A 22,355-nucleotide genomic window follows, 5' to 3' on the forward strand; every position below is an offset into this window, starting at 1 on the left:
TAAGAAAAGCGGAGGCGACTGTTCATTGCTTATGACGGCAGCTTCTAGGAGCCGAAGCTAGACAAGAAAAGCGAAATGAAACAATAAATATTTTGATTGGAGTGTTCGTATTGAATATACTAATAACTGGTGGTACTGGATTTGTAGGGTCGAAATTAACAAAAGCATTAACAAGTGAAAATCATCATGTGTACATACTAACACGCTCTCCTGGTAACTATGAAAATACAGATCTTATCACACATATACCATATGATTATTATGTACGTGACCTACCGGCAATACACACAGTCATAAACCTTGCTGGTGATACACTCTTTGGTTACTGGACAACAGAAAAGAAAACAAATATTATGAAAAGCCGAACTGAAGTTACCCAACATGTGGTTGGAATGATGCAACAAATGGAGAAAAAGCCGGAAGTATTTATAAGTGCTTCAGCCATCGGTTTTTATGGTACAAGTGAGGATCTCATCTTCACAGAAAATACAACGAAGCATGGAGATGATTTTCTAGCAAGAGTTGCGGTTGCTTGGGAAACAACTGCAATGCAAGTAGCAGATGAACTACACATCAGAACTGTCAGTGCACGCTTTGGGATTATTCTAGGAGAGAAAGGTGCATTGTCCTATATGACCTTACCAATTAAAATGTTTGCTGGTGGTAAAATTGGTACTGGAGAGCAGTGGATGTCATGGGTACATATTGAAGATGTAGTTAATTCTATTATCTTCTGTATGCGAAATGATCATATTGAAGGACCAGTCAACATTACAGCGCCAAATCCAAAACGTAATAAAGACTTCACAAAAGTACTGGCAAAAGTATTGAAACGACCTTATTGGTTCACTACCCCTTCCCCATTAATCCGTACAGCGATTGGTGAAATGAGTGAGCTTATGACAAAAGGACAATACGTACTACCTGGCAAGTTAGAAGACCAAAATTATCAATTTTCTTATCCAAATTTAGAAGAAGCTTTACATGAAATTAACCTTCATAAAAAGCCACAAAAAAAATCACAAACTGGATAAAAAAATGATTCACATTTTAATAAAATCTGTGTAAAATGTTAGTAAAGAAATTAAATGATATAGGGAAGGCAAATGGTGCGCCACCAGTATTCACTGGTTCTAATGGGTTCGATTCCCATCCCGAATTTTTGTGTTGATCGCTAACTAAAAATTCAGGGGGTGGGGCACACCAGACTTCTTCAAGATACCCACCTTTAACTATAAGGAGGGTATTTTTATGCTTAAAAAGCGAGATTTACATGAGGTACCAGCACTATTTGATTTGTTAATACATCCAGAAGTATATCCATATGTAAGACATAAAGCAGAAACAAGTGATGAATTCTACTTCATTACAAAACAAATAATAGAAGCTGAAGAGAACGGTGAATTAATATCCCGCACTATTTTAGATGAATTTCAACAACCAATTGGTACCATTAATTTATTTGATGTCCAACAAGGTTACGGTTTCTTGGCTACATGGATTGGCAAGCCATATTTTGGTAAAGGCTATAACAAAGAAGCAAAAGATTTATTCTTTGAAGAATTATTTTTCCAACAAAACATTGATGGTATTTTTATGAAAATAAGAAAGGCAAACGTACGCTCATTAAAAGCTATTTTAAAAATACCATTTGTGGCCCTTGGAAATACACTTTATCCTGATATATATCAAGCAATTAATAAAGAAAATGACGCATATGAGTTATTCGTAATTTCAAAGGATCATTACATGTCCTATCATCAGTTTCTTACGCCAGCCATTTCAGAAGATGGTGAGGAGGTTTCTTAACTTATGTATATTTTCATTGTATAGTTGCCATCCTAATTGTAGAAAAGAGGGATTCCTACAATGAAAGATAAATCGAAAAGCATAATTCGTGTACATGATAATTTGAATAAAACCCAAGAAGTTTTATATCAAAAAGAATTTAAACGGGCAAACAGTATCTATCAGCAAAACAGTCAAAAAAGCAGCCGATCATAAAAATCGGTTGCTTTTTTTCGGGAAGTTTCGGATCATCCAATGACACACTCTGAATAACGTTATCCACAGTTTAGCAAGGTAGTGTGGCAATTATTAATGATACTGGTTAATTTTCTTGTTTATACACAATTAATTGTGTATAATTTGAATATCCCCTGTGGATTATGTGGATAACATTAAAGAAAGTTGTTAATAACCTGTTTGTAATGTGTATAAACCTGTGAACTGAATTAAAAACTATGTATGAAGTTAATGAAGCTCTTTTCCCTTGCTTCTCAATCTTATTTTAATCTTGATTACTTAAATTAAAGCTTTCTTCTTACATTCAACCAAAGGAATTATATAACAGTAAAATTGCGAAGTATTTCTTATACCGGCGTTTCGTTAAAACTTATACCCTCCATGGGACAAAAAAGAAAGACTGGTGCCATTAAGGCACCAGCCCTATCCTATTTCACTTTCACAATAGTTATCCTTCTCAAGAACAAAAACGAAAGACAATAAATAACTATCCCAATCACTAACAATTGGTAAAAAAATTCAAGTCCAATAGTAGGTAACAGGTTTACAAAGAAGTCAAAAATCCAACCCTGTGCTACTCCAATAAGTAATACGACAGCTATTGTTCCTGCTACAATGCCTCCACCTGCCAATCCATGCTTAAAAAATAACAATCCGATAATTGACATAAATGCTAGCAGGAAAAACATGATAGAGGTATCAATAATTACCCGATTTACCCAGGTGTCTTGTAAAAGTACTACAGGGTGTAAAAATTTAAATGTGTGAATCCCTGTACTTTCCGTGAACAGTAGCGTAATTGATTGTACTGTATTTGCCAAAACTGCTTTCGCAAATGCTAATCCTAGAAAAAACAGTCCAATACTTACAAATAAATTCTTTCTAGTAGCTCCCATTTTTATCGAAAAAGGAATACTTTCTTTTATGGTCAAAAAACCAAGAATTGCGCAGTAAATATAGACCCCAAAGGGAAAGCCAAAATAAAATTCACCATCTTCAACACTGAGCAAAAAATACGCAAAGGTTAATGAAACCACTAAAATGCTTAGTAGAATTGCCCAAAAAATCATTAATGAATATCGAATATCAGTGATGAAAAAATAAAGTAATCCTTTAATTTGTCTCCCCATTATTAGGCCCCCTTCTTTCTTTCCGTTAAATAAATCATTAACTCCTGAATTGGCACACCTTCAGCTTTTAAACCATGTATTTTGGCCTCATGCATGCTTCCATAAATATATGCTGTCATCATTCCAGCCAGATGCTTCCTCTCAAAAACCTCTTTATCCTTTATGAATTTCTCCACTTCTTCGATAGTACCTGACACCACACACGTATTATCACGTAAAAGTTCCGCTTCTTCCTGTAGAACAACTGATCCTTCTTGCAAAATCAATACTTCTTCAAACAATAAACTCGCTTCATCTATTAAGTGTGTAGAAAAAATGATTGTACGTTTTTCAGCTTCATATTCTTCGAGTAAAAGTTGATAAAACTTTTTCCGTGCGGCAGCATCAAGTCCAATATATGGCTCATCAAAAATAGTAATTGGTGCTTTACTCGCTAGACCTACAATAATTCCTAGCGATGATTCCATTCCTTTTGATAATGTTTTTACTTTTGCCTTTGGACTTAGGTTAAATTCTTTAACAAGCACAGCTGCAAGCTCCTTATCCCATGTAGGGTAGAAATAAGAATAAATTTTAAGTACATTTTTAACGCTTAAATCTTTTTTGAAATTATTTCCTTCTTTAATTAAACAAATTGATTCTGTAAGTTGTTGATTGTCAAATGGATTCTCTCCATCAACCAGAATTTGCCCTTGATTTGCTAGAATGTTGCCCGATAAGATATCCATAAATGTCGTTTTACCCGCGCCGTTTCTGCCTAGTAATCCATAAATCTTTGGCTGTTCTAAGGTAAAGGAAACGTTGTTTAATGCATAGTTTCCCTTATACTTCTTTGATAAATTTTTCACTTCAATTTTCATCAGCATGACCCTCCCTTTTTACCATTTCCATTAAATCGTTTTCATTAATACGCAATTTTTTCGCTTCATTTTTTAATGGGAGCATATAATTTTCATAAAATGTTTTTTGACGTTTTTCAATTAAAATCTCCTTTGCGTTTTCAGTTACAAACATCCCTACACCTCTTCGTTTGAATAAAATATTTTCAGCCACCAGTTCATTGATTCCTTTAGCAGCGGTAGCCGGATTTATTTGATAAAAATTGGCAAATTCATTTGTTGATGGAACTCGTTCTAAAGCCTTAGCATTGCCATTGATAATAGAGTCTTCCATCTGTTCCTTTATCTGAATAAATATGGGTTTATTTTCATCGAGTGTATTTTTCATGTTCAACCCCTCGGTTAATTGGTTAGTTGGTTATGTAACTAACTATATAACTGTATTTAATTTTTGTCAATCATTTTTGAAAATAAAAAACTCATGCATGTTAACATGAGTTTTTAACTAGCAGCATTGCCTATTCCATTTTTAGGGCCCTTTTCAGTCCAGATGTAGTATTCTGTTCCGTTTGTGGTAATCGAGATGTTTCCAAATACTGCTGTAGAAAAAATAAAGGCATTCACTTGATAAAGATTTTGAATGACGCGTCCAACTGGATGGCCATAATCATTTTTCTTACTATAGGTTAAAATAGCAACCTCTGGCCTAACCTCTTCTAAAAAGCCAATGGAAGTACTGGTTTTACTACCATGGTGTGCGACTTTTAAAATCTCTGCCTGCAAGTCCTCTGTTTGGATTAATTCTTTTTCTTGTTCCTTTTTAATATCACCCATGAAAAGAAAATCCATTTTTTTATACGTTACTTTCAATGCAATAGATGATTCATTGTTGCTTCGAAAAGGCTCATACGTATTTAAGACCTTAATTTTTATCGAGGGGTCAAGTTTTATAAGCTGATTTTTTTCAGCAATTTCAACTGGAATATTTTGTTTTGCTATTTCACTTATATATTTACGGTATGTTTTTGTCGTATAAAGCTTTCCAGAATCAAGAACTTTTTTAACCTTAGTGGATTTCATCACCTTTGTAAGCCCTCCAATATGATCAATATCTGGATGCGTAACAATAAGTAGATCTATTTTTGTGACTTGCTGCTTTTTTAGGTATTCCACTATATCATCGCCAGATTCAGGTGTCCCGCCATCAATTAATATTGTTTTATTTTCTGGGGTTTCTAATAAAATGCTGTCCCCTTGCCCGACATCTATGAAATGCACTTCCATATTTGACTGTTGTTCCGCATGAATGGCATCACCTGGTTGAATAACATGGATGAACATAAGTAGTACAACTAAATACCATTTGAACTTTTTCATGAACAACATCCTCGTTATCAAATATTTTCTTTTTATTTTTCACCGATATTTATCAATTATGAGTGACATTTACAATTTATTTTTTCATTTTGTGCTTTTATTAGAAAAACTCGGTATTCGCCTCGTCCTTAATAGCAAATGGCGAAGTTTTTCTTATACCGGCGTTTACTTAAAACTAATATATTTTCCTAACGTGCAAAAAAAAAGCTGCTAGCCACTTAATTATGGCTAACAACTTTTTCAAAATTTCTATGCTTTTTTAACAACCAGTTGATCTTCTACCAGATCGACGTGAATTTTTTCTATTGATTCTTCTTCAAGTAATAAATCGGTTAACTGGTCTTCTATTTTGTCTTGAATTACACGACGAAGTGGACGTGCACCAAACCGCTTATCATAGCCTAATCGTACTAATTCACGTTTTGCAGATTCAGTAATTTCAATCGAAAGTTGACTTTCTTCTAAAGTTTGCTCAAGGTCAACAATCATTAAATCAACGATCTTTAATAAATGATCTTCAGACAACTCATTGAACGTAATGATGGAATCAAAACGATTTAAGAATTCTGGTTTAAAGTAAGCACTTAGATTCTCTAACGTAGATACAGCATCATGTTCAGCTTTATTAAAACCAACATGGATTTGCTTATCTCCAGTGCCAGCGTTACTTGTCATGATAATTACGGTTTCTTTAAAGCTTACAGTACGACCATGTGAATCAGTTAAATGACCATCCTCCATAATTTGCAGGAACATATTTTGTACATCTGGGTGCGCCTTTTCAATTTCATCCAATAGTAGGATGGAATATGGATTCAGGCGTACCTTTTCTGTTAACTGTCCTGCTTCCTCATGACCTACATAACCTGGAGGCGAACCAATAATTTTAGACACGGCGTGTTTTTCCATATATTCACTCATATCTAGACGAATCAGTGAATCCCGTGAACCGAATAATTCATTTGCTAATGCTTTTGTTAATTCCGTTTTACCCACACCTGTTGGTCCTACGAATAAGAATGAACCAATTGGACGATATTTTGATTTTAGGCCTGCGCGGCTTCGACGAATCGCTTTAGCAATTTTTTCAACCGCTTGTTCTTGACCTATTACATTTTCACTTAAGTTACTTGCAATATTCCTCATTTTCTCTTGCTCATCTTTTTGTAGTTTGGTAACAGGAATTCCTGTTTTCTCTTCCACAATTAATAAGATGTCTTCTATTCCGACTTCTGTTACTTGTGATTCATTTTTTGCTTTTTCTAATTGCTTTTGCAATTGAATTTCTTGATAACGTAAATTCGCTGCTTGTTCGTAATTTTCTTCGTCAGCAGCTTTTTCTTTTGCTTCAACAATTTCGCCCAAGCGCTGGTGAAGTACATCTGTATCTTTTTCCGTGTTTGCAAGGTTTAAACGTGAGCCAACTTCATCCATTAAGTCAATTGCTTTATCCGGTAAAAATCGATCTTGGATATATCGTTTGGATAATGTTACAAAAGAACGAATTGCTTCATCTGAATAACTCACTTCATGAAATGTTTCGTAACGATCTTTGATACCGTTTAAAATTTGAATTGCTTCTTCTGCAGATGGTTCTTTCACTATAATTGGTTGGAAACGACGTTCTAATGCAGCGTCTTTTTCAATGTTGCGATATTCTTTTAACGTTGTAGCACCAATTAGTTGTAATTCACCACGAGCTAGTGCCGGCTTTAAAATATTTCCGGCATCCATTTGTGAGCTTTCGGCTGTTCCGGCCCCAACTAATAAATGAATTTCATCTATAAATAGGATGACATCTTTTCTTGTTTGTAACTCTTCAACGAGTTGTTTCATACGTTCTTCAAATTGTCCGCGCATGCTAGTATTTGCTACTAGTGATGCCACATCCAATAAATATATTTCTTTGTTCATTAGCTTAGTTGGAACATTTCCTTCAGCTATTTTCAACGCTAACCCTTCTGCAATTGCAGTTTTACCTACACCAGGTTCACCAATTAGAACTGGGTTATTTTTATTACGACGATTTAATGTCTCAACTACTCGTTTTACTTCGTTATCTCGTCCAATTATTGGATCAATTAATCCTGCATGAGCTGCATGTGATAAATTCTTCCCTAGATTATCTAATAATCCATTTCCTTGCTTTTGACCAGTTTTCATTCCAACATTTGAAGAGCCATTCCCTTGAGCAAACTTTTCTTTAAATGCATCTTGTTGATTTTGATTAAATCCTGATCCTGAAAAGAATCCATTTGATTTCATTAACTTCCCTTGTACCTCTTCTAAACATTGATTACATAAGTGCATTTTTACTTTTTCATTATTTAATTGCATCATTACATTTATATCAGCTGGACGAACTCCACAGTGTTGACAGTTCATTTTGCGATTCCTCCTTAAAAAAACATAAGGTCGTTTGACTTTGACTATATTTGACCTTTGACTTCATTATACTCTGACCAATTTTGACTTTCAAGTGTTTTGATCAAATTTTTGTAAGAAAAGCGGAGGCGACTGTTCAGTGGTGTACAAATAGATAGGACTGTGAAAAGTACGTCGAACTTTACGTACATTTCATCAGGACTAACTATTTGCTAACCGCTAGGAGCCGAAGCTGGATCAAGAAAGGCGGAGCAGGCTTGCTCAGCGGCGAAATGCGTAAGCAAGGGACCGTAGAGCACTGGGCTTGTGCTCGGAGTGTCAATTGCTTACGTCACGAGCCGCTAGCCCGCGCAGCTGGATCAAAAAAAGCGGAGGCGACTGTTCAGCGGTGTACAATAGATAGGAGGCGATCTAGGTCAAGAAAACAGAGACAGTTTTCGAAAAAATAAAGGGTAAAGCCATATACAACAGCTTTACCCTTTACTCATCACTTTTAATTAGTTTGTTTTTCTTTTTGACGTAATTCTATGCGACGAATTTTTCCCGATGTTGTTTTTGGTAGTTCATTGATAAATTCAATTTTACGTGGATACTTATATGGTGCGGTTAATCCTTTTACATGATCCTGTAATTCTTTCACTAAATCAGGATTGCTTTTATCTACATTTCCCTGTAATACAATAAATGCTTTAACGATATTACCACGAATTTCATCTGGACTCGCGACTACTGCACATTCTTGTACATATGGATGTTTGACCAATGCATCCTCTACTTCAAATGGTCCAATTGTATACCCGGAGCTAATGATAATATCATCACTTCGGCCTTCGAACCAGAAGTAACCATTCGCGTCTTTAGATGCTTGATCACCTGTTACATAGTAGTTTCCACGTTGGGATACTTTTGTTCGCTCACTATCCTTATAATATTCTCTAAATAAAGCTGGGCAGTCTAGTTTTACAGCAATATCACCGATTTCATTTACTGCAACAGGATCTCCGTTATCATCGATAATATCCACTTCGTTACCTGGCGTTGGTTTACCCATTGATCCAGGTTTCACTTCCATATCCTTCATAACACCAAGTAACAACGTATTTTCCGTCTGACCATAACCATCGCGCACCGTTACATTAAAGTATTTAGTAAATGTATCAATTACCTCTCTATTTAATGGCTCTCCTGCAGAAACAGCACTATGTAAAGCTGGTAATTGATAATCATCAAGGTTGTCCACCTTTGCCATTAAGCGATATTCCGTCGGAGTACAACATAATACATTGATATCATTGTCACTTAATAGTTGTAAGTAAGTTTTCGGATCAAATTTACCATTGTACACAAATCCAGTTGCTCCAGATCCTAGTACGGATAAGAATGGACTCCAAATCCACTTTTGCCAACCTGGTCCTGCGGTTGCCCATACCTTATCCCCGTCATTGATACACAACCAGTTTTTTGATGCAGTTTTTAAATGTGCAAAGCCCCATCCATGTGTATGGACAACACCTTTTGGATTTCCAGTGGTACCAGAAGTATATGGTAAAAATGCTATATCGTCACTTTTCGTTTTTGCCATCTCCAGTTCATCAGATGTACCTCCTACTAAGGAATCTAAATGGAGCCACCCTTCAGCTGGCCCACCAACGACAAACCTGTTTAATTCTTCATATTCGTTAATTTGTTTATATTGATCCACAAATGGAAAATAACTGACAACCCCGCTTACTTCCCCATGCGTTATTCGATATTGTAGATCTTTTGTCTTTAACATTTCAGAACTTGGAATGATGATAACTCCAGTTTTTAATGCTGCAAGATAAACTTCATAAGCCTCGATTAATCGAGGAATCATTACCAATACTTTATCGCCTTGTTTCAGACCATTTTCTAAGAACGCATTCCCAATTCTGTTTACTTTATTCATTAACTCACTATACGTTATTTCTTTTTTATTCCCTTCATCATCTTGCCACTGCAATGCTTTTCTAGTTGGATCAGTTGCATAACGTTCCATTTCCATTACGATGTTATAATCTTTAGGTGCTAGTAAATCTTCTCTTTTCATTACTTTTCATCTCCAATGCTAGATTATCTATTTAGTATAGCAAAGGTTATGAAAATTTAAAATTGATACCTGTACTATTCAAATGAATTAGATATTCTAAACGGTTCAGCAAGAGTTGGTTTGTTTCAATCATCACTGTCTATATCCGTATCGTCATCTTCGTCTGATTCATTTGTGTCTTCTTTATCATCTTCTTTATCATTATCTTCATCTTCATTAGCCTCATCAGGCTTTTGATTTTTCAAAAACCATGATACAGAAGAGACTTCTCCAGTACTTTCCTGCACATAAACATGTGCACCTTCTGAATTATTCTCAACCGTCACTTTGTATAAAATTCCATGCTTAGAATCCAGTTTTTTCATATTTGTTAGTTTACCGTTTATTTGACTCAAGGCAATTTCTTTTGCTCGTTGCTTGGAAATTTCGTTTTTTTGTTGTTTCGTTTCTTCCTTGTCTACTTTTATTTCTGCCGAAGATACAATCACCTGTTTTTTCAAATCGTATATAACGTGAAATTTCTTTTGATTTTTTTCCACGAGTGCCTCAGCATGCGTCGGTGCTTTCTCACTAGACTTTTTTATACTAGTAACTTTCCCATTAATTTCATGAGTAATTACATCCTTTGCTTCTTCCAGTTTTAAAAGAGAATCATTTTTTTCAACTAATTTTACATTGCTAACTTCTTTTGTTTGACCATCTACCATTAAACGATAAATACCCCTATCGTTTTTAACTGAAATGGTGTAATTATTATTCTCTTTCACGGTTTCACTTTTTAAAACGTCTCCATTATATAGCCTGGACGCAGTTGCTTCTGCCTCCTTTTGAGAAACCGTTGCAGAAATATCTTTCACCAAAACCTGATAGAACACAAAAAACAAGCCAATCATGATCGATGTTAACAAAAATAGTTTTACTTTCACTTAATTACACCTCCGACCTTGGCAATATAACTAAAAAGATAGAACCAATTTTTTCAGTACTTTCTAGCATTATATAACCACCATGTTGTTCGCTAATTCTTTTTGCAATGGCCAATCCAAGACCAGTCCCACCTGTTTTTCTGTTTCTAGTTTTATCTACTCTGTACATTCGGTCAAAAATGTAGGGCTGTTCTTCTTCAGGTATGCCTATACCTTTATCCTCAACTCGGATTTTTAAAATATCTTTTTCTTCTATAAGTGTTAGCTTAATAATGTCACTACTGTATTTATTGGCATTGTCTAATAATATAATGAGTAGTTGAGTAAAGCTTTGTTCATGTATATTTACATATAGTTCGGCTGATCTAGATATAAACTGGATATTATTTTTATACATAGGTTGAATTCGTTTGATTGTTTTATCGATAAGCGGTACGATATTGGCACGTTCTTTTTCAGAATCTGTTAGTTTTTCAGCCGATGCCAATTGTAGCAGCTGTTCTGTTAAATATTTCATCCGAACAGATTCAGATTCTATTGCATTAATAGCTTCTAACTTCACTTCTGGCCGCTCTATACCCCATCTTTTTAATAATTTTACATAACTTAAAATAACGGTTAAAGGGGTCTTTAATTCATGAGAAGCATCAGACACAAATTGTTCTTGTGTCAAATAGCTTTTTTCTAGTTTCGCGATCATTCGATTGAATGACATGGCAAGTTGGATTAATTCATCTTTTCTACTCTCTGTGATTGCAATTTGCTCATATGATTCGTTTTCCTCAATTGTTTTCATCGTGCTGATAAGTCTTTGAACTGGTCGTGAGATTATGCCTCCCAATATCCATCCAGCTATAAAGAGCATAGTAATCACAACCACTGAAGCGAGAACCAAAACTCCTTTCAATTCATCAAAGTTTGAAAATATTGCATCTACATTTTCTATAATTTGCAAACTAATTATATTGCCTTTTTCGTCAATAATTGGGATGGATACAATTATGAACTTGGAACCCATATATGTTACTACATCTTGGTATTGATCATTCCTAAATATACTTTTAATTTCTTTATAAGCATTATCTGTTGTAGTCCGATATATGGGGTTATTTTTATGATTTACAATTCTAATCATACCATCAGTAATTAAGTATGAATGGAGAACCTGCTCAATTGTACTTTGTTTATTTGTGTTGAGTTCTTCAATAATATTGCTAGCTGTGTTCACTAAACGGTTTTGTTCAGATTCGATACTATTATGTTTAAAAATCAGATAAATCGATGTATTAGCTATTACTAGTAAAACAATTAACAAAACGGTCGTTGACATCTGTATTCGAGTTCGTAAGCCCATTTTCCATTTATTCCTTTATCATGTAGCCAAAGCCACGAACAGTTTGTATAAGTGGTTTATTGTTTACACCCTGCAACTTTTTTCTTAAATAGCGAATATATACGTCAATAACATTCGTATCTCCGAAGTAATCATATCCCCAAACATAATTTAATATTTGATCACGCTCAAGTGCTCTATTCTTATTTTCTACAAGATAAATTAAAAGATCGTACTCTCGAGGGGTCAATTCAACAGGCTCATTATCTATAAACACTTCCCTTGAGCTTGGGTATATTGCAAGTGTTTGTATGAAAATAACATCTGCTGATTGATCTTTTACTTGTATCCGATGAAAGCGTAATTGCGTGCGAATTCTAGCAAGGACCTCTTCAATTTCAAAAGGTTTCGTTATATAATCATTCGCACCTAAATCCAATCCATTCACTCTATCATATACAGAGTTTCTAGCTGTAAGCATAATTACGATTATTTCCTCGTTTACTGCACGAATTCGCCTTAATACTTCCATACCGTTTAATTCTGGAATCATCACATCAAGAAGTACTAGATCCAGTTTTTCTTTTTCAAGAATCGCCAACCCCTCCCGACCACTATATGCGATACTCGTGTTGAAACCTTCATGCTCAAGCTCGAGCTGAACAACACGTGCAATATTTTCATCATCTTCAATAATCAATATGTGACTGTTCATTTTTTACACACCCCATTTTATATGGACAACCCTGTCCACTTCCAATACGTAAAGTAAAACATGATAATTGCTAACATGTATAGTGGCATAAGCACTAGACTAATCTTGAGCAAATTACGGGCTTTATACCTACTATCATCTTCTTCATAAAAAAGAAGAAGTGCCTTTGAACTTACCGGAAACGTCACACAATAATTTATTCCTATTAAACTTATAAACACTACTGCCACAGGGTTTGCATCAATCATTTGTCCAAATAACAATAAACTTGGAATAAAAACGATCGCCCGCGTTGTATGTGACGTAATATATAAATGACTTGTAACAGTAACCAATACAATTAATACTATAATCAGAAACTCCGAAGCGTCCGTAAATAAATGCAGCGCACCGATTAACTCTTTTTCAATCCATTTTACTACCCCAGAATCTACTAATACTTTCCCAAGTGCTGTAGCTGCAGCAACAAATAAAATCAAATTCCAAGATACAGATTTCACTCCTTGTTTCCAGCCAATTACTCCATATTTAGGTAGCATAAATAAAATGGCACCTATCATCGTAACGAATGCTATATCATATTCATGAAAACTTTCCGTCATCCAACTGATAATCAAAGCTATAATTATCCCCATTGTCTTCTTTTCTATTTTTGACATTGACTGTTTGGTACGAATGAAATCCTTATTAAAAGTTGTACGTTGAGTTGATTGCTCTTTAGGCCATAACAACATTTTGGTTATATACATCGTAAAAAAAGAAGCAACAGCAGCAAATGGAACTCCCCATATAAGCCATTGAACAAATGATATGGATTCATCTGTGGTTGTTTCTAAAAAGCCCACTCCAATTAAATGAGAACCCGCTCCAATTAATGATGCAGAAGTGCTCATTAGGATGATAACTGGTGCTAAAATTGCTAGCACTTCTCTTTCCTTAGTAGAAAAATAACTACCCAGTTGTTTTACAATTGGCATTGATAAAGCAGCTCTTCCTGAAGTAGAAGGGATAAAAAACGCTGATAGGCATAATACGTATGTGAGAGAACGGATAACAAAATGTTTATCTTTCGCACGATTCATCATAGACTGACCAAATCGATCAGCAAGTCCAGACTCTTTAACCGCTTCTCCAATGATAAATGCACCCAGCATCAGCCAAATCACTTTTTCGCCAAAGGAATGATACAGCAGTTCAGGATCTGCTGCTTTCATGAGAATAATAAACACAATAAGCGAAATTGCTACATAACCCGCTGGAACTTTTGTGGCTATCCATAAAGTCATTGCTGAAAGAAACGCAAAAAGAGATACTTTTGCGGAATAATTCAAACCGTCTATCATAACAATGAGAGCAAGGAAGGTAACATGAATAGCTACAACAACTAATAATCTAGTAGAAAATCCAGTAACAAATATAGCAAAATTATTCTGGTTTTTTTCATGTTCATGCCTGATTGATCTTGTTGTCATACGAAAGCTCCCTCTCGCTGAGAGTTTTCCTATCAGCCATTATGATGCCAACCCCAATGTGACGTAATATACCTTCTACACTCTCCTCAATCCATTGAGGTGCTTTAAACATTGCTTTCTTAAGCGTAACAGGTCTTTGAATTATGCTTGAGTAAGCATCGATTCCCACATCATAATTAAGTTCCGCACCACGTCCAATTGTTCCAGTTATTGCAATCACAGGAATGTTGTTTTTCTTGGCAATCCTCGCAACTTCACAAGGAATTTTTCCATTCGGAGTTTGAAAATCAAGACTTCCTTCTGCTGTAATAACTAGATCAGCGGTGGCTATCTTTTCCTCAATTTGTATATAATTCATGATTAAATCAAATCGGCGATGTAATGTTGCGTCCGCGAATGCAAGCAGTCCTGCTCCTAATCCTCCTGATGCCCCACTCCCTGGAGAATTACGTACGTTCTTTTTAGTAGACTGCTCAATTAACATTGCATAATGCTCTAACGCCAATGAAAGCGTCTCAACTTCTTCCGGTTTCGCTCCTTTTTGTGGACCAAATACTCTCGCAACCCCTTGTTTCCCACATAACACATTTGTCCAGTTGCAAGCTACATCAATTGGAATACCACATAATCTTTTATCTATATGTGTTGTATCAATTGATGAAGCTTTTAGTAAATCTTCGCCACCCATAATTGGGATAACTTGTTTTTCGTCATCAAGAAATTGAACACCTAGAGCTTGCGCCATGCCAGCACCTCCATCAGATGTACCAGAATCACCACAACCTATCATGATCTTATCGACGTCCATATCTAATGCATCAATTATCAACTCACCCACACCATAGGTAGTGGTTTTCAAAGGGTTTCTTTGAAAACTAGGGACCAGTTTCAGCCCTGCAACCGCTGCCATTTCAATAACGGCAGTTCGTTTGTTACCTTCTATAAAAATACCGTAATGGCTTTTGACTTTTTCACCTACCGGACCTATAACATCTTTATAAATCAATTCACCGTTTTTTATTTTGATTATGGCTTTCGCAAAACCTTCCCCACCATCAATCATTGGAATCATTTCTGTTTTAATAAATGGATCAAAACGCCTTGCACCTTTCATCATTGAATAAGCTACCTCTTCGGCATCAAGGCATTCCTTAAAACCTGATGGTATCATAACAACTTTCATTAGTTTTCCTCCTCATAACTTTTGTTACTATGGATGATACCTATGGAAAACTAATATTTAATGAAAACTACATTAAGATTTGATTAGAAAAAACAGATGATTATTAGAAATATTGCTTTCATTAAAAATAACGAGTACGCTTCCGATTCGAAAACGTACTCGTTATTTTAAATATTAAAAGGGTTTTAGTATATTCCAGTTGGTAGCATATCTTTCAGTATCAAATCGTCTAAGCTTTTAAATGTGTAGCCTTTTTCCTTCAAATCATTAATGATTCGTGGTAATGCCTCTGCATTATCAGATGAAACGGTGTGTAATAGAACTATGGCACCTGGATGAATTTGTTTCATTACTTGTTCATATGCATAGTTCGCACCCTTTTGTTTGTCTGTATTCCAATCTGTAAAAGCTAAAGACCAAAAGATATGAGTATAACCAAGATCATTTGCCCATTTCAGCGTTTGTTCATTAAATATTCCGCGTGGAGGCCTGAGGTATTTCATTTGCTCTTGATCAGTAATTTCCGCAACAGCATCCTCTAGTGTTTCTAATTCTTTCTTCATTGTCTTTTTCGATACAACGGAAAAGTCGGGATGATGATAGGAATGGTTACCAATTATATGTCCTTCATTTGCCATTCGCTTAATAAGATCTGGCTTACTATCTACATAATGACCGGTAACAAAAAATGTTGCTGGTACATCCTCTTTCTTTAGTATATCTAAGACCTTTGCTGTGTACCCTTGCTCATACCCATTATCAAATGTTAAATAGACTACTTTATCCCCTGAACCATCAACATAATATGCACCATACTTGTCTAATAGTTGCTTATACTTACCGATTTCAGGGATTTCATGATTTGTGCTTTTCTTAAAACCCCATCCATATCCACTTGCAGCAATACTTTCTGGAAAGATAGAGAAAAAGATAAGAAATGACAACGTGAATAGTCCAATCATCGTGTTTATTTTTTTCATGATTACCCACCCTATTTTTTTCTTACCTTTTCCTTTTAAGATATGATTTATACAAGGATTAAAATACCATTGCCCCAATCCAACCAAATATAAATAACGGTATATTGTAATGCACAAATGTTGGTACACATGTATCCCAAATATGGTGGTGACGACCATCAGCATTTAACCCTGAGGTAGGACCAAGCGTACTGTCAGACGCTGGTGACCCTGCATCTCCTAGTGCTCCTGCAGTTCCAATTAATGTGGCTGTTGCAATTGGCGAAAAACCGGCAGCAATACATATTGGAACGAATAGTGCTGCAATGATAGGAATCGTTCCAAATGAGGAACCAATTCCCATTGTGACGACTAAGCCTACGAGTAATAAAATAAATGCAATCAACGCCTGGTTATTTTCTCCAAAGACACCTGAAGATACCTCGACAAGTGCGTCAACTGCACCTGTTTCTTGTAAAACATTGCCGTAACCTGAAGCGACTAACATAACAAATGCAATGGTGCCCATCATTGCAATACCGCCCGTCATAACGCTATCACCTTTATGAAACGGTACAACTATAAATACAAACATAAGAACTAAACCTGTCAATGCGCCTAGAATTAAGTTTTCTGTTATAAGCTGCACCGCAACCGCAACTACTATAGCAATTAGCGTATAAAAATGCTTTTTATTGAATGCTACATCTTTCGGAGTGGCAGTGGATACTTCTTCCACGTCCCCTCCACCAGAGCCAGGCTTTGAAAGACGATCCTTTCGATACGTGATAAAAACTGCAATAAGTAACCCGACAACCATACCAAGACCAGGAATTAACATGGAAAGCGTTACCTGACCCATTGTTATGTTTACGCCATTTGATTCCATACTTCCCTTAATAACCTCATGGAAAAGCAGACCGAAACCTGCTGGAATCACGATATATGGTGCTTTTAATCCGAACGTCAACGCAGATGCTACTCCACGACGGTCTAATTTCATTTCATCAAAAAGCTTCAACAATGGTGGAATTAAAATAGGAATAAATGCAATATGAACTGGAATTAAATTCTGTGATAAGCATGCCACTCCAGCAATAGCTAACATCATCATTGTTTTCTTACCCGTTAACTTCTTTATTAAATAATTTACTAATATAGTTGTAATCCCGGTATAACTAATTGCAACCGCAAAAGCTCCAAGTAATATATAGCTAAGGGCAGTTTCTGCTTGTCCTCCCATTCCATCTACAAGCATAGTGACTGATTCTACTAACGATAACCCAGCCATCAAACCAGCTGTAATCGAAGCTAATATTATTGCTATAATAACGTTCACCCGAAGTAAACTTAATACTGTCATAACTAAAACGGATACTAGTACTACCCACTCCATGGTGCGATACCTCCTCTTTCTTTAACACTTCACCATGATAAAGCATTAAAGTTTAAAAATCAAGCTTTTTTATCCATAGCAAAAAGCCCTTAACGTAAGGGGCTTTTTAAACTAACTAGTTTAATGTGAAAGAAAATGCTAAATGGTCCTGAATCGGAATCCATGCACCAATTCCTTGCTTCGTAACATTTTTTATTTGGATTGACTTTTTGTTACCTTTAAGTTGAATATAAACATCTCCAAAGGTAACTTTTCCTTTATTAATAACTGCTGGAACATATGCCGTTAATTTGCCTGTTTTGTTTACTGGGATAGTATATTCATTATCTTTCTGTGTGTCTTTCCCTATGACGGTTTGATAAGAAAGCGGTAAATCCGTTTCTTTGATTGCATCTAATAAGATCATCTTCTTCACGTCATCTGGACTTGCTATTTTATTGACCAATGCACCTGTTATCTCTTTTTGTTCCTTTTGAGTGAAATGCATTTGTTGAGGGCCTTCGCCACCAAAATTACTCTGTTCATTCGTATTAATTTTTTGATATTCCCAGTTAACCGACGTATCCGACGAACTATAATTAAGTGCCCATCTTCCTAAATAAATCATACCGCGATAACCAATGGAGAACGGGGATGGGTTTACGCTTGATTCATTCAGCATTTTAATCAAATCAGGGTTTTCTACTGGAATATCTAGTTTTTCAATGAATTCTTTTGTAGCCTCGCTTGGCTCGACAATTTCCTGATCTTCTGAAGAATTACTATAGGTATTTTCTTTAGATATTGTCAATACGTGATTCGGTACGGTAAAGTCTTTTGCTTTCTTTTCCTTACTAAAGCTAGATGTTGGAAAAACAGTCATCAAGCAAATTAATGCAGTCACAGTCCAAATTAGTAGGGTCCTATTCATGTGTCACATTCCTTTCATTTCCTTACTAGTTTTTTCTGACACACGAATATTATACCTCAATCTTTTTAACGACTTAGTTCTATTGTTTCCAGACTTTCCTCAATTGTAATACTAGACTCAACTGACCGTATCATTGAGCAATTTTTTCTTGATAGTTCTAGGTTCTTATACAACTTTTCTTTACTCAGATGATATCCTTTTACAGCATAGTGAAGAGAAATACTTTCTATTCGATTTGCTTCTTTAGGGTTTCGTTCAACTTCTGCAGTTATTGTCAGATCCTCTATCTCTGTTCGTTGTTTTTCTAAAATTTTACGGAATACAGATCCGCTACAGCCAACAATAGATGCAACCATTAGCTGAAATGGTCGGTACCCATAGTCCTCATTACCAGAAATCGATAGTTCACCATAATCAAGGTCAATCCGCATACCACTATCTTTTAAGTAAAATTTCATCTTCTTCACTCCTCTTAAATAATTTACTAAACGCCTAGTTCTGTTTACCTTAATTTAAATTTATTATAACCTTTTAGGAGAGTTTCTAGCGACCATCTTGATTGACCAATCAGTAAAATACAATTAGATTCAGTGAGGCCACTGAAAAAGTGGCGGATTTTAAAAAATTATCTTTTCACCTTAACCTAGCATCCTTGAATATACGGAGACTCCTGCGGGAAGTAAGAGATCGGCGAGACCCCGCAGGACGGCAGTCCGAGGAGGCTTGACACTCGCCCGCGGAAAGCGTAGTATATTCGAGGATGCGACGGTAGATCCACATAATACTATACTTAACTTTTTCAGTGGCCTCGATTGAGTATGGGGATTTTTTGTTTATAAGGAGGAATTCGTTTTGAGGGCTTCAGCGCAATCAAGATTTTGGATCTTAGTTTCTCTTGTTGCCGTTTCCGGGTTCTCACAAGGGATGCTTTTGCCGCTTCTTGCAATTATTTTAGAACAAAATGGTGTCTCGTCATCAGTAAATGGTCTACATGCCACAGCATTATACATAGGAGTACTAATTGCCTCACCATTCATGGAAAAACCAATGCGGAAATTTGGATTTAAACCCATTATTGTTTTAGGTGGACTTCTCGTTTTCGTATCACTAGCGCTTTTTCCATTATGGGATGCCCTTTGGTTTTGGTTTATTCTGCGAGTGCTAATCGGCATTGGTGATAACATGCTTCATTTTGGAACTCAAACATGGATCACAACAACTAGTAGTAAGGAATCTAGAGGTCGAGATATAGCCTTTTATGGTTTATTTTTCGGAGTAGGATTTACACTTGGACCATTAATGACACGTCTTTTATCGATAAATGAAGCACTACCATTCCTGCTTTCTGCGCTTTTAAGTATGCTCGTTTGGTCTATGCTCATAGTTGTTCGCAACAAATGGCCTGAAGAAGATGTAAATACAAGTCACGGAACAAGCTCTTTTAAACGATTTATTCAAACAGGTAGAATTGCTTGGGTAGCCTTATTACCTGCATTTGGCTACGGATTTTTGGAGGCAACACTACACGGGATTTTCCCTATCTACGGATTGCGAATTGGTCACGAGGTAGGAACACTGTCCCTTATCATACCTTGTTTTGCTGCTGGTAGCGTTATTTCACAGATACCTCTTGGGATTCTAAGTGATCGATTTGGCCGTAGAAGCATTTTAATTATGGTACTATCCGCTGGAAGTGTTTGTTTCTTTTTAGCAACATTTTTTGAAACATCCACTCTAGGATTGTTCGTTCTATTTACACTCGCTGGAATTTTTGTTGGTTCGCTATTTTCACTTAGTATTTCTTATTTAGCAGACATTCTTCCTCGATCATTACTACCAACTGGAAATATTATGACTGGTGTAGCCTTTAGTATTGGAAGTATAACTGGGCCATATTTAGGTGGTTTATTCATCCAATTCCTTCCCGGTATATCCTTTTTTTATGTAATTGTATTTATGTTATTGTCCGTATTAGTAGCTACAATTTATAAGAAAAATCCTGTAATGGTTTAATAAGACACTCTGGGCTCCAGAGTGTCTTATTAAATAAATTTACTATATTTATTTTCCAATCGGTCTTGAGCAAATGATATCAGCATACAAATCGGCCAGTATATTAGTGCAATTGTGATGTACATTGTCATGGAGTCAAATGATCGACCCGCAACGATTTGTGCTTTTTGAAAAATTTCAGGAACAGTAATTACTGCTGCAAGTGAAGTAGCTTTCACAATGTCCATAAACACATTTGTTAAAGGTGGAACCGCAATACGTGTGGCTTGTGGCAAAATAATTTTGCGCATCGTTTTCCAATAGCCAATATTTAATGCCTTAGCAGATTCCCATTGTCCCCGGTCAATACTATTTAATGCTGAACGATTAATTTCTGCAATGTATGCTGCACTATTTAAGCCAAATCCAAGCGTTGCTGCTAGAACTGCTGATAGCTCAATCCCCATGAATGGCAATCCGAAATATAATATAAATAAAAACACCAAAATTGGCGTGCCTCGCATGAACGAAATGTACATTCGAGCTGGATAACGCCATAATTTTGCCTCCGAACCCCTGGCCAATGCTAAAAACAACCCAATCACAAGTCCTAAAGCCATCCCGATGATAGAGATCATCAACGTCAATGGAATGCCTTCTAATAGGAATGGCAGGTTTTCCCACGCTAGTTCAGTGTTAAATACTTTTTCTAATTGAACGTCGTTAAATTCAATATGAAACATGGTTACACACCTACAAATCTAATTCTTTAATTTCCCGAATTTCTGCTTCAGGTTGTTTCGAAACATCTTCCCCACCATAGAATTTCTTAGCTAGTTCAGTCAATGTTCCATCATCACGCATTTCCTGAAGTGCTTGGTTCATCTTTTGCACCAGTTTTGTAGCATCTTTATGAACTACAATGCCCTGTTCCGTCGGATGGAACTTTATATCTGGATGAATTTTAATATCAAACCGCGTAATAGCTTTAAGCGCTAACTTTTGTAAATAGTAATCATTAATTACAGTATCTGTTCGTCCATTATTAACATCTTGAAGATATACATCATTGGAAACGTTACTATATGTAACAACTTCCGCTCCAAAGTGGCGTGCAATATCACTGAAAACTGTTGTAGCTCCACCGCCAGCCTTTTTCCCTTTTAAATCTTCTAACGTTTCAATTCCCGACAAGTCATCTGATCGAACAATTAGGGAAGTAAATGAATATTTATAAGGATCCGTAAAAGCAAATTGCTTCTTGCGTTCATCCGTAATTTCAATATCATTAATCGCCACATCAATTCGATTACTATTAACTGCTGCTAGTAAACCGTCAATTCCTATTGTTTCAAATGTCACATTTAAGTCTAATCGTTTTGCTATTTCACGAATTACTTCAGCATCATACCCTGTCAACTTATCTGAGCCTTCTGGATAATAGGATGCAGCAAAAAGTGTACCAGATGTTCCAACAACTAGTTCACCAGCTTCTTTTATTTCTTCCCACTTACCAGCATCTGCTTTATCATCATTCTTTTTCGCTTCACTCCCGGAGGAATCACCACATGCAGCTAAAACGAATAATAAAGCTATCATTAAAAATTTAAAATGTTTCATATATTTTTACACTCCTCTGTTG

The 22,355-nt window shown here is 35.9% G+C and carries 21 protein-coding genes; 4 read left to right on the forward strand and 17 right to left on the reverse strand.

Translation table 11 applies throughout. The features are described 5' to 3' along the window. The first annotated feature begins 110 nt into the window (after positions 1-110). The 3 genes from CFK40_RS18630 to CFK40_RS21845 all read left to right on the forward strand — a co-directional run bounded on the left by CFK40_RS18630 (position 111) and on the right by CFK40_RS21845 (position 2,004). Complete coding sequence (locus CFK40_RS18630; RefSeq protein ID WP_089533876.1) at positions 111-1,034, forward strand: TIGR01777 family oxidoreductase; 924 nt, start codon at positions 111-113, stop codon at positions 1,032-1,034. Positions 1,035-1,251: 217 nt separating this feature from the next. Continuing rightward, the gene (locus CFK40_RS18635; RefSeq protein ID WP_089533877.1) at positions 1,252-1,809 is read left to right on the forward strand and encodes a GNAT family N-acetyltransferase; all 558 of its coding nucleotides are present in this window, start codon (positions 1,252-1,254) and stop codon (positions 1,807-1,809) included. Between the two features lie 60 nt (positions 1,810-1,869). Further along, on the forward strand, positions 1,870-2,004 hold the full coding sequence (locus tag CFK40_RS21845) for a YfhE family protein (protein ID WP_152640154.1): 135 nt from the start codon (positions 1,870-1,872) through the stop codon (positions 2,002-2,004). A 449-nt stretch (positions 2,005-2,453) separates the two neighbouring features. On the opposite strand, the gene CFK40_RS18640 is transcribed toward CFK40_RS21845, so the two are convergent. The 15 genes from CFK40_RS18640 to CFK40_RS18710 all read right to left on the reverse strand — a co-directional run bounded on the left by CFK40_RS18640 (position 2,454) and on the right by CFK40_RS18710 (position 19,179). Further along, on the reverse strand, positions 2,454-3,155 hold the full coding sequence (locus CFK40_RS18640; RefSeq protein WP_089533878.1) for a hypothetical protein: 702 nt from the start codon (positions 3,153-3,155) through the stop codon (positions 2,454-2,456). Positions 3,156-3,157: 2 nt separating this feature from the next. Continuing rightward, positions 3,158-4,015, reverse strand: coding sequence for an ABC transporter ATP-binding protein (locus CFK40_RS18645; protein WP_089533879.1), 858 nt, complete (start codon positions 4,013-4,015; stop codon positions 3,158-3,160). Beyond that, the gene (locus CFK40_RS18650) at positions 4,005-4,382 is read right to left on the reverse strand and encodes a GntR family transcriptional regulator (protein WP_089533880.1); all 378 of its coding nucleotides are present in this window, start codon (positions 4,380-4,382) and stop codon (positions 4,005-4,007) included. The genes CFK40_RS18645 and CFK40_RS18650 overlap by 11 nt, the downstream gene beginning before the upstream one ends. Positions 4,383-4,495: 113 nt before the next feature. Beyond that, positions 4,496-5,371, reverse strand: a complete 876-nt coding sequence (locus CFK40_RS18655; protein WP_089533881.1) for a ComEC/Rec2 family competence protein — start codon at positions 5,369-5,371, stop codon at positions 4,496-4,498. A gap of 249 nt (positions 5,372-5,620) precedes the next feature. Further along, positions 5,621-7,756, reverse strand: coding sequence for an ATP-dependent Clp protease ATP-binding subunit (locus CFK40_RS18660; protein WP_089533882.1), 2,136 nt, complete (start codon positions 7,754-7,756; stop codon positions 5,621-5,623). A gap of 493 nt (positions 7,757-8,249) precedes the next feature. Then, positions 8,250-9,827, reverse strand: a complete 1,578-nt coding sequence (gene mbcS / locus CFK40_RS18665; protein WP_089533883.1) for an acyl-CoA synthetase MbcS — start codon at positions 9,825-9,827, stop codon at positions 8,250-8,252. A gap of 125 nt (positions 9,828-9,952) precedes the next feature. Beyond that, positions 9,953-10,753: a hypothetical protein gene (locus CFK40_RS18670; protein ID WP_089533884.1), complete on the reverse strand. Its 801-nt coding sequence runs from the start codon at positions 10,751-10,753 to the stop codon at positions 9,953-9,955. Between the two features lie 4 nt (positions 10,754-10,757). Beyond that, positions 10,758-12,107: a HAMP domain-containing sensor histidine kinase gene (locus CFK40_RS18675; RefSeq protein WP_089533885.1), complete on the reverse strand. Its 1,350-nt coding sequence runs from the start codon at positions 12,105-12,107 to the stop codon at positions 10,758-10,760. Between the two features lie 7 nt (positions 12,108-12,114). After that, complete coding sequence (locus CFK40_RS18680; protein WP_089533886.1) at positions 12,115-12,801, reverse strand: response regulator transcription factor; 687 nt, start codon at positions 12,799-12,801, stop codon at positions 12,115-12,117. A gap of 17 nt (positions 12,802-12,818) precedes the next feature. Next, a complete protein-coding gene (locus tag CFK40_RS18685; protein ID WP_089533887.1) occupies positions 12,819-14,273 on the reverse strand; it encodes an SLC13 family permease in 1,455 nt (484 codons plus the stop codon). Beyond that, the gene (locus CFK40_RS18690) at positions 14,248-15,456 is read right to left on the reverse strand and encodes a glycerate kinase family protein (protein WP_089533888.1); all 1,209 of its coding nucleotides are present in this window, start codon (positions 15,454-15,456) and stop codon (positions 14,248-14,250) included. The genes CFK40_RS18685 and CFK40_RS18690 overlap by 26 nt, the downstream gene beginning before the upstream one ends. A 185-nt stretch (positions 15,457-15,641) precedes the next feature. Continuing rightward, positions 15,642-16,436, reverse strand: a complete 795-nt coding sequence (pdaA, locus tag CFK40_RS18695) for a delta-lactam-biosynthetic de-N-acetylase (RefSeq protein ID WP_089533889.1) — start codon at positions 16,434-16,436, stop codon at positions 15,642-15,644. A gap of 58 nt (positions 16,437-16,494) precedes the next feature. After that, positions 16,495-17,811: a Na+/H+ antiporter family protein gene (locus tag CFK40_RS18700; RefSeq protein WP_089533890.1), complete on the reverse strand. Its 1,317-nt coding sequence runs from the start codon at positions 17,809-17,811 to the stop codon at positions 16,495-16,497. A 115-nt stretch (positions 17,812-17,926) separates the two neighbouring features. Then, positions 17,927-18,721, reverse strand: a complete 795-nt coding sequence (locus CFK40_RS18705; protein ID WP_089533891.1) for a YfkD famly protein — start codon at positions 18,719-18,721, stop codon at positions 17,927-17,929. Positions 18,722-18,786: 65 nt separating this feature from the next. Next, on the reverse strand, positions 18,787-19,179 hold the full coding sequence (locus CFK40_RS18710; protein WP_089533892.1) for an OsmC family protein: 393 nt from the start codon (positions 19,177-19,179) through the stop codon (positions 18,787-18,789). Between the two features lie 394 nt (positions 19,180-19,573). Here CFK40_RS18710 and CFK40_RS18715 point away from each other — a divergent pair, with 394 nt between their 5' ends. Further along, positions 19,574-20,734 (forward strand): MFS transporter, encoded by a 1,161-nt coding sequence (locus CFK40_RS18715; RefSeq protein WP_089533893.1) that lies wholly within the window; start codon positions 19,574-19,576, stop codon positions 20,732-20,734. A 29-nt stretch (positions 20,735-20,763) separates the two neighbouring features. Here the strand turns inward: CFK40_RS18715 and CFK40_RS18720 are convergent, their stop codons facing one another. Continuing rightward, entirely contained in the window at positions 20,764-21,456 is a 693-nt protein-coding gene (locus CFK40_RS18720) for an amino acid ABC transporter permease (RefSeq protein ID WP_089533894.1), read from the reverse strand. A 10-nt stretch (positions 21,457-21,466) separates the two neighbouring features. Then, on the reverse strand, positions 21,467-22,333 hold the full coding sequence (locus CFK40_RS18725; RefSeq protein ID WP_089533895.1) for a transporter substrate-binding domain-containing protein: 867 nt from the start codon (positions 22,331-22,333) through the stop codon (positions 21,467-21,469). Between the last annotated feature and the right edge of the window lie 22 nt (positions 22,334-22,355).

This window comes from Virgibacillus necropolis (assembly GCF_002224365.1).
Lineage (GTDB): Bacteria > Bacillota > Bacilli > Bacillales > Amphibacillaceae > Virgibacillus_F > Virgibacillus_F necropolis.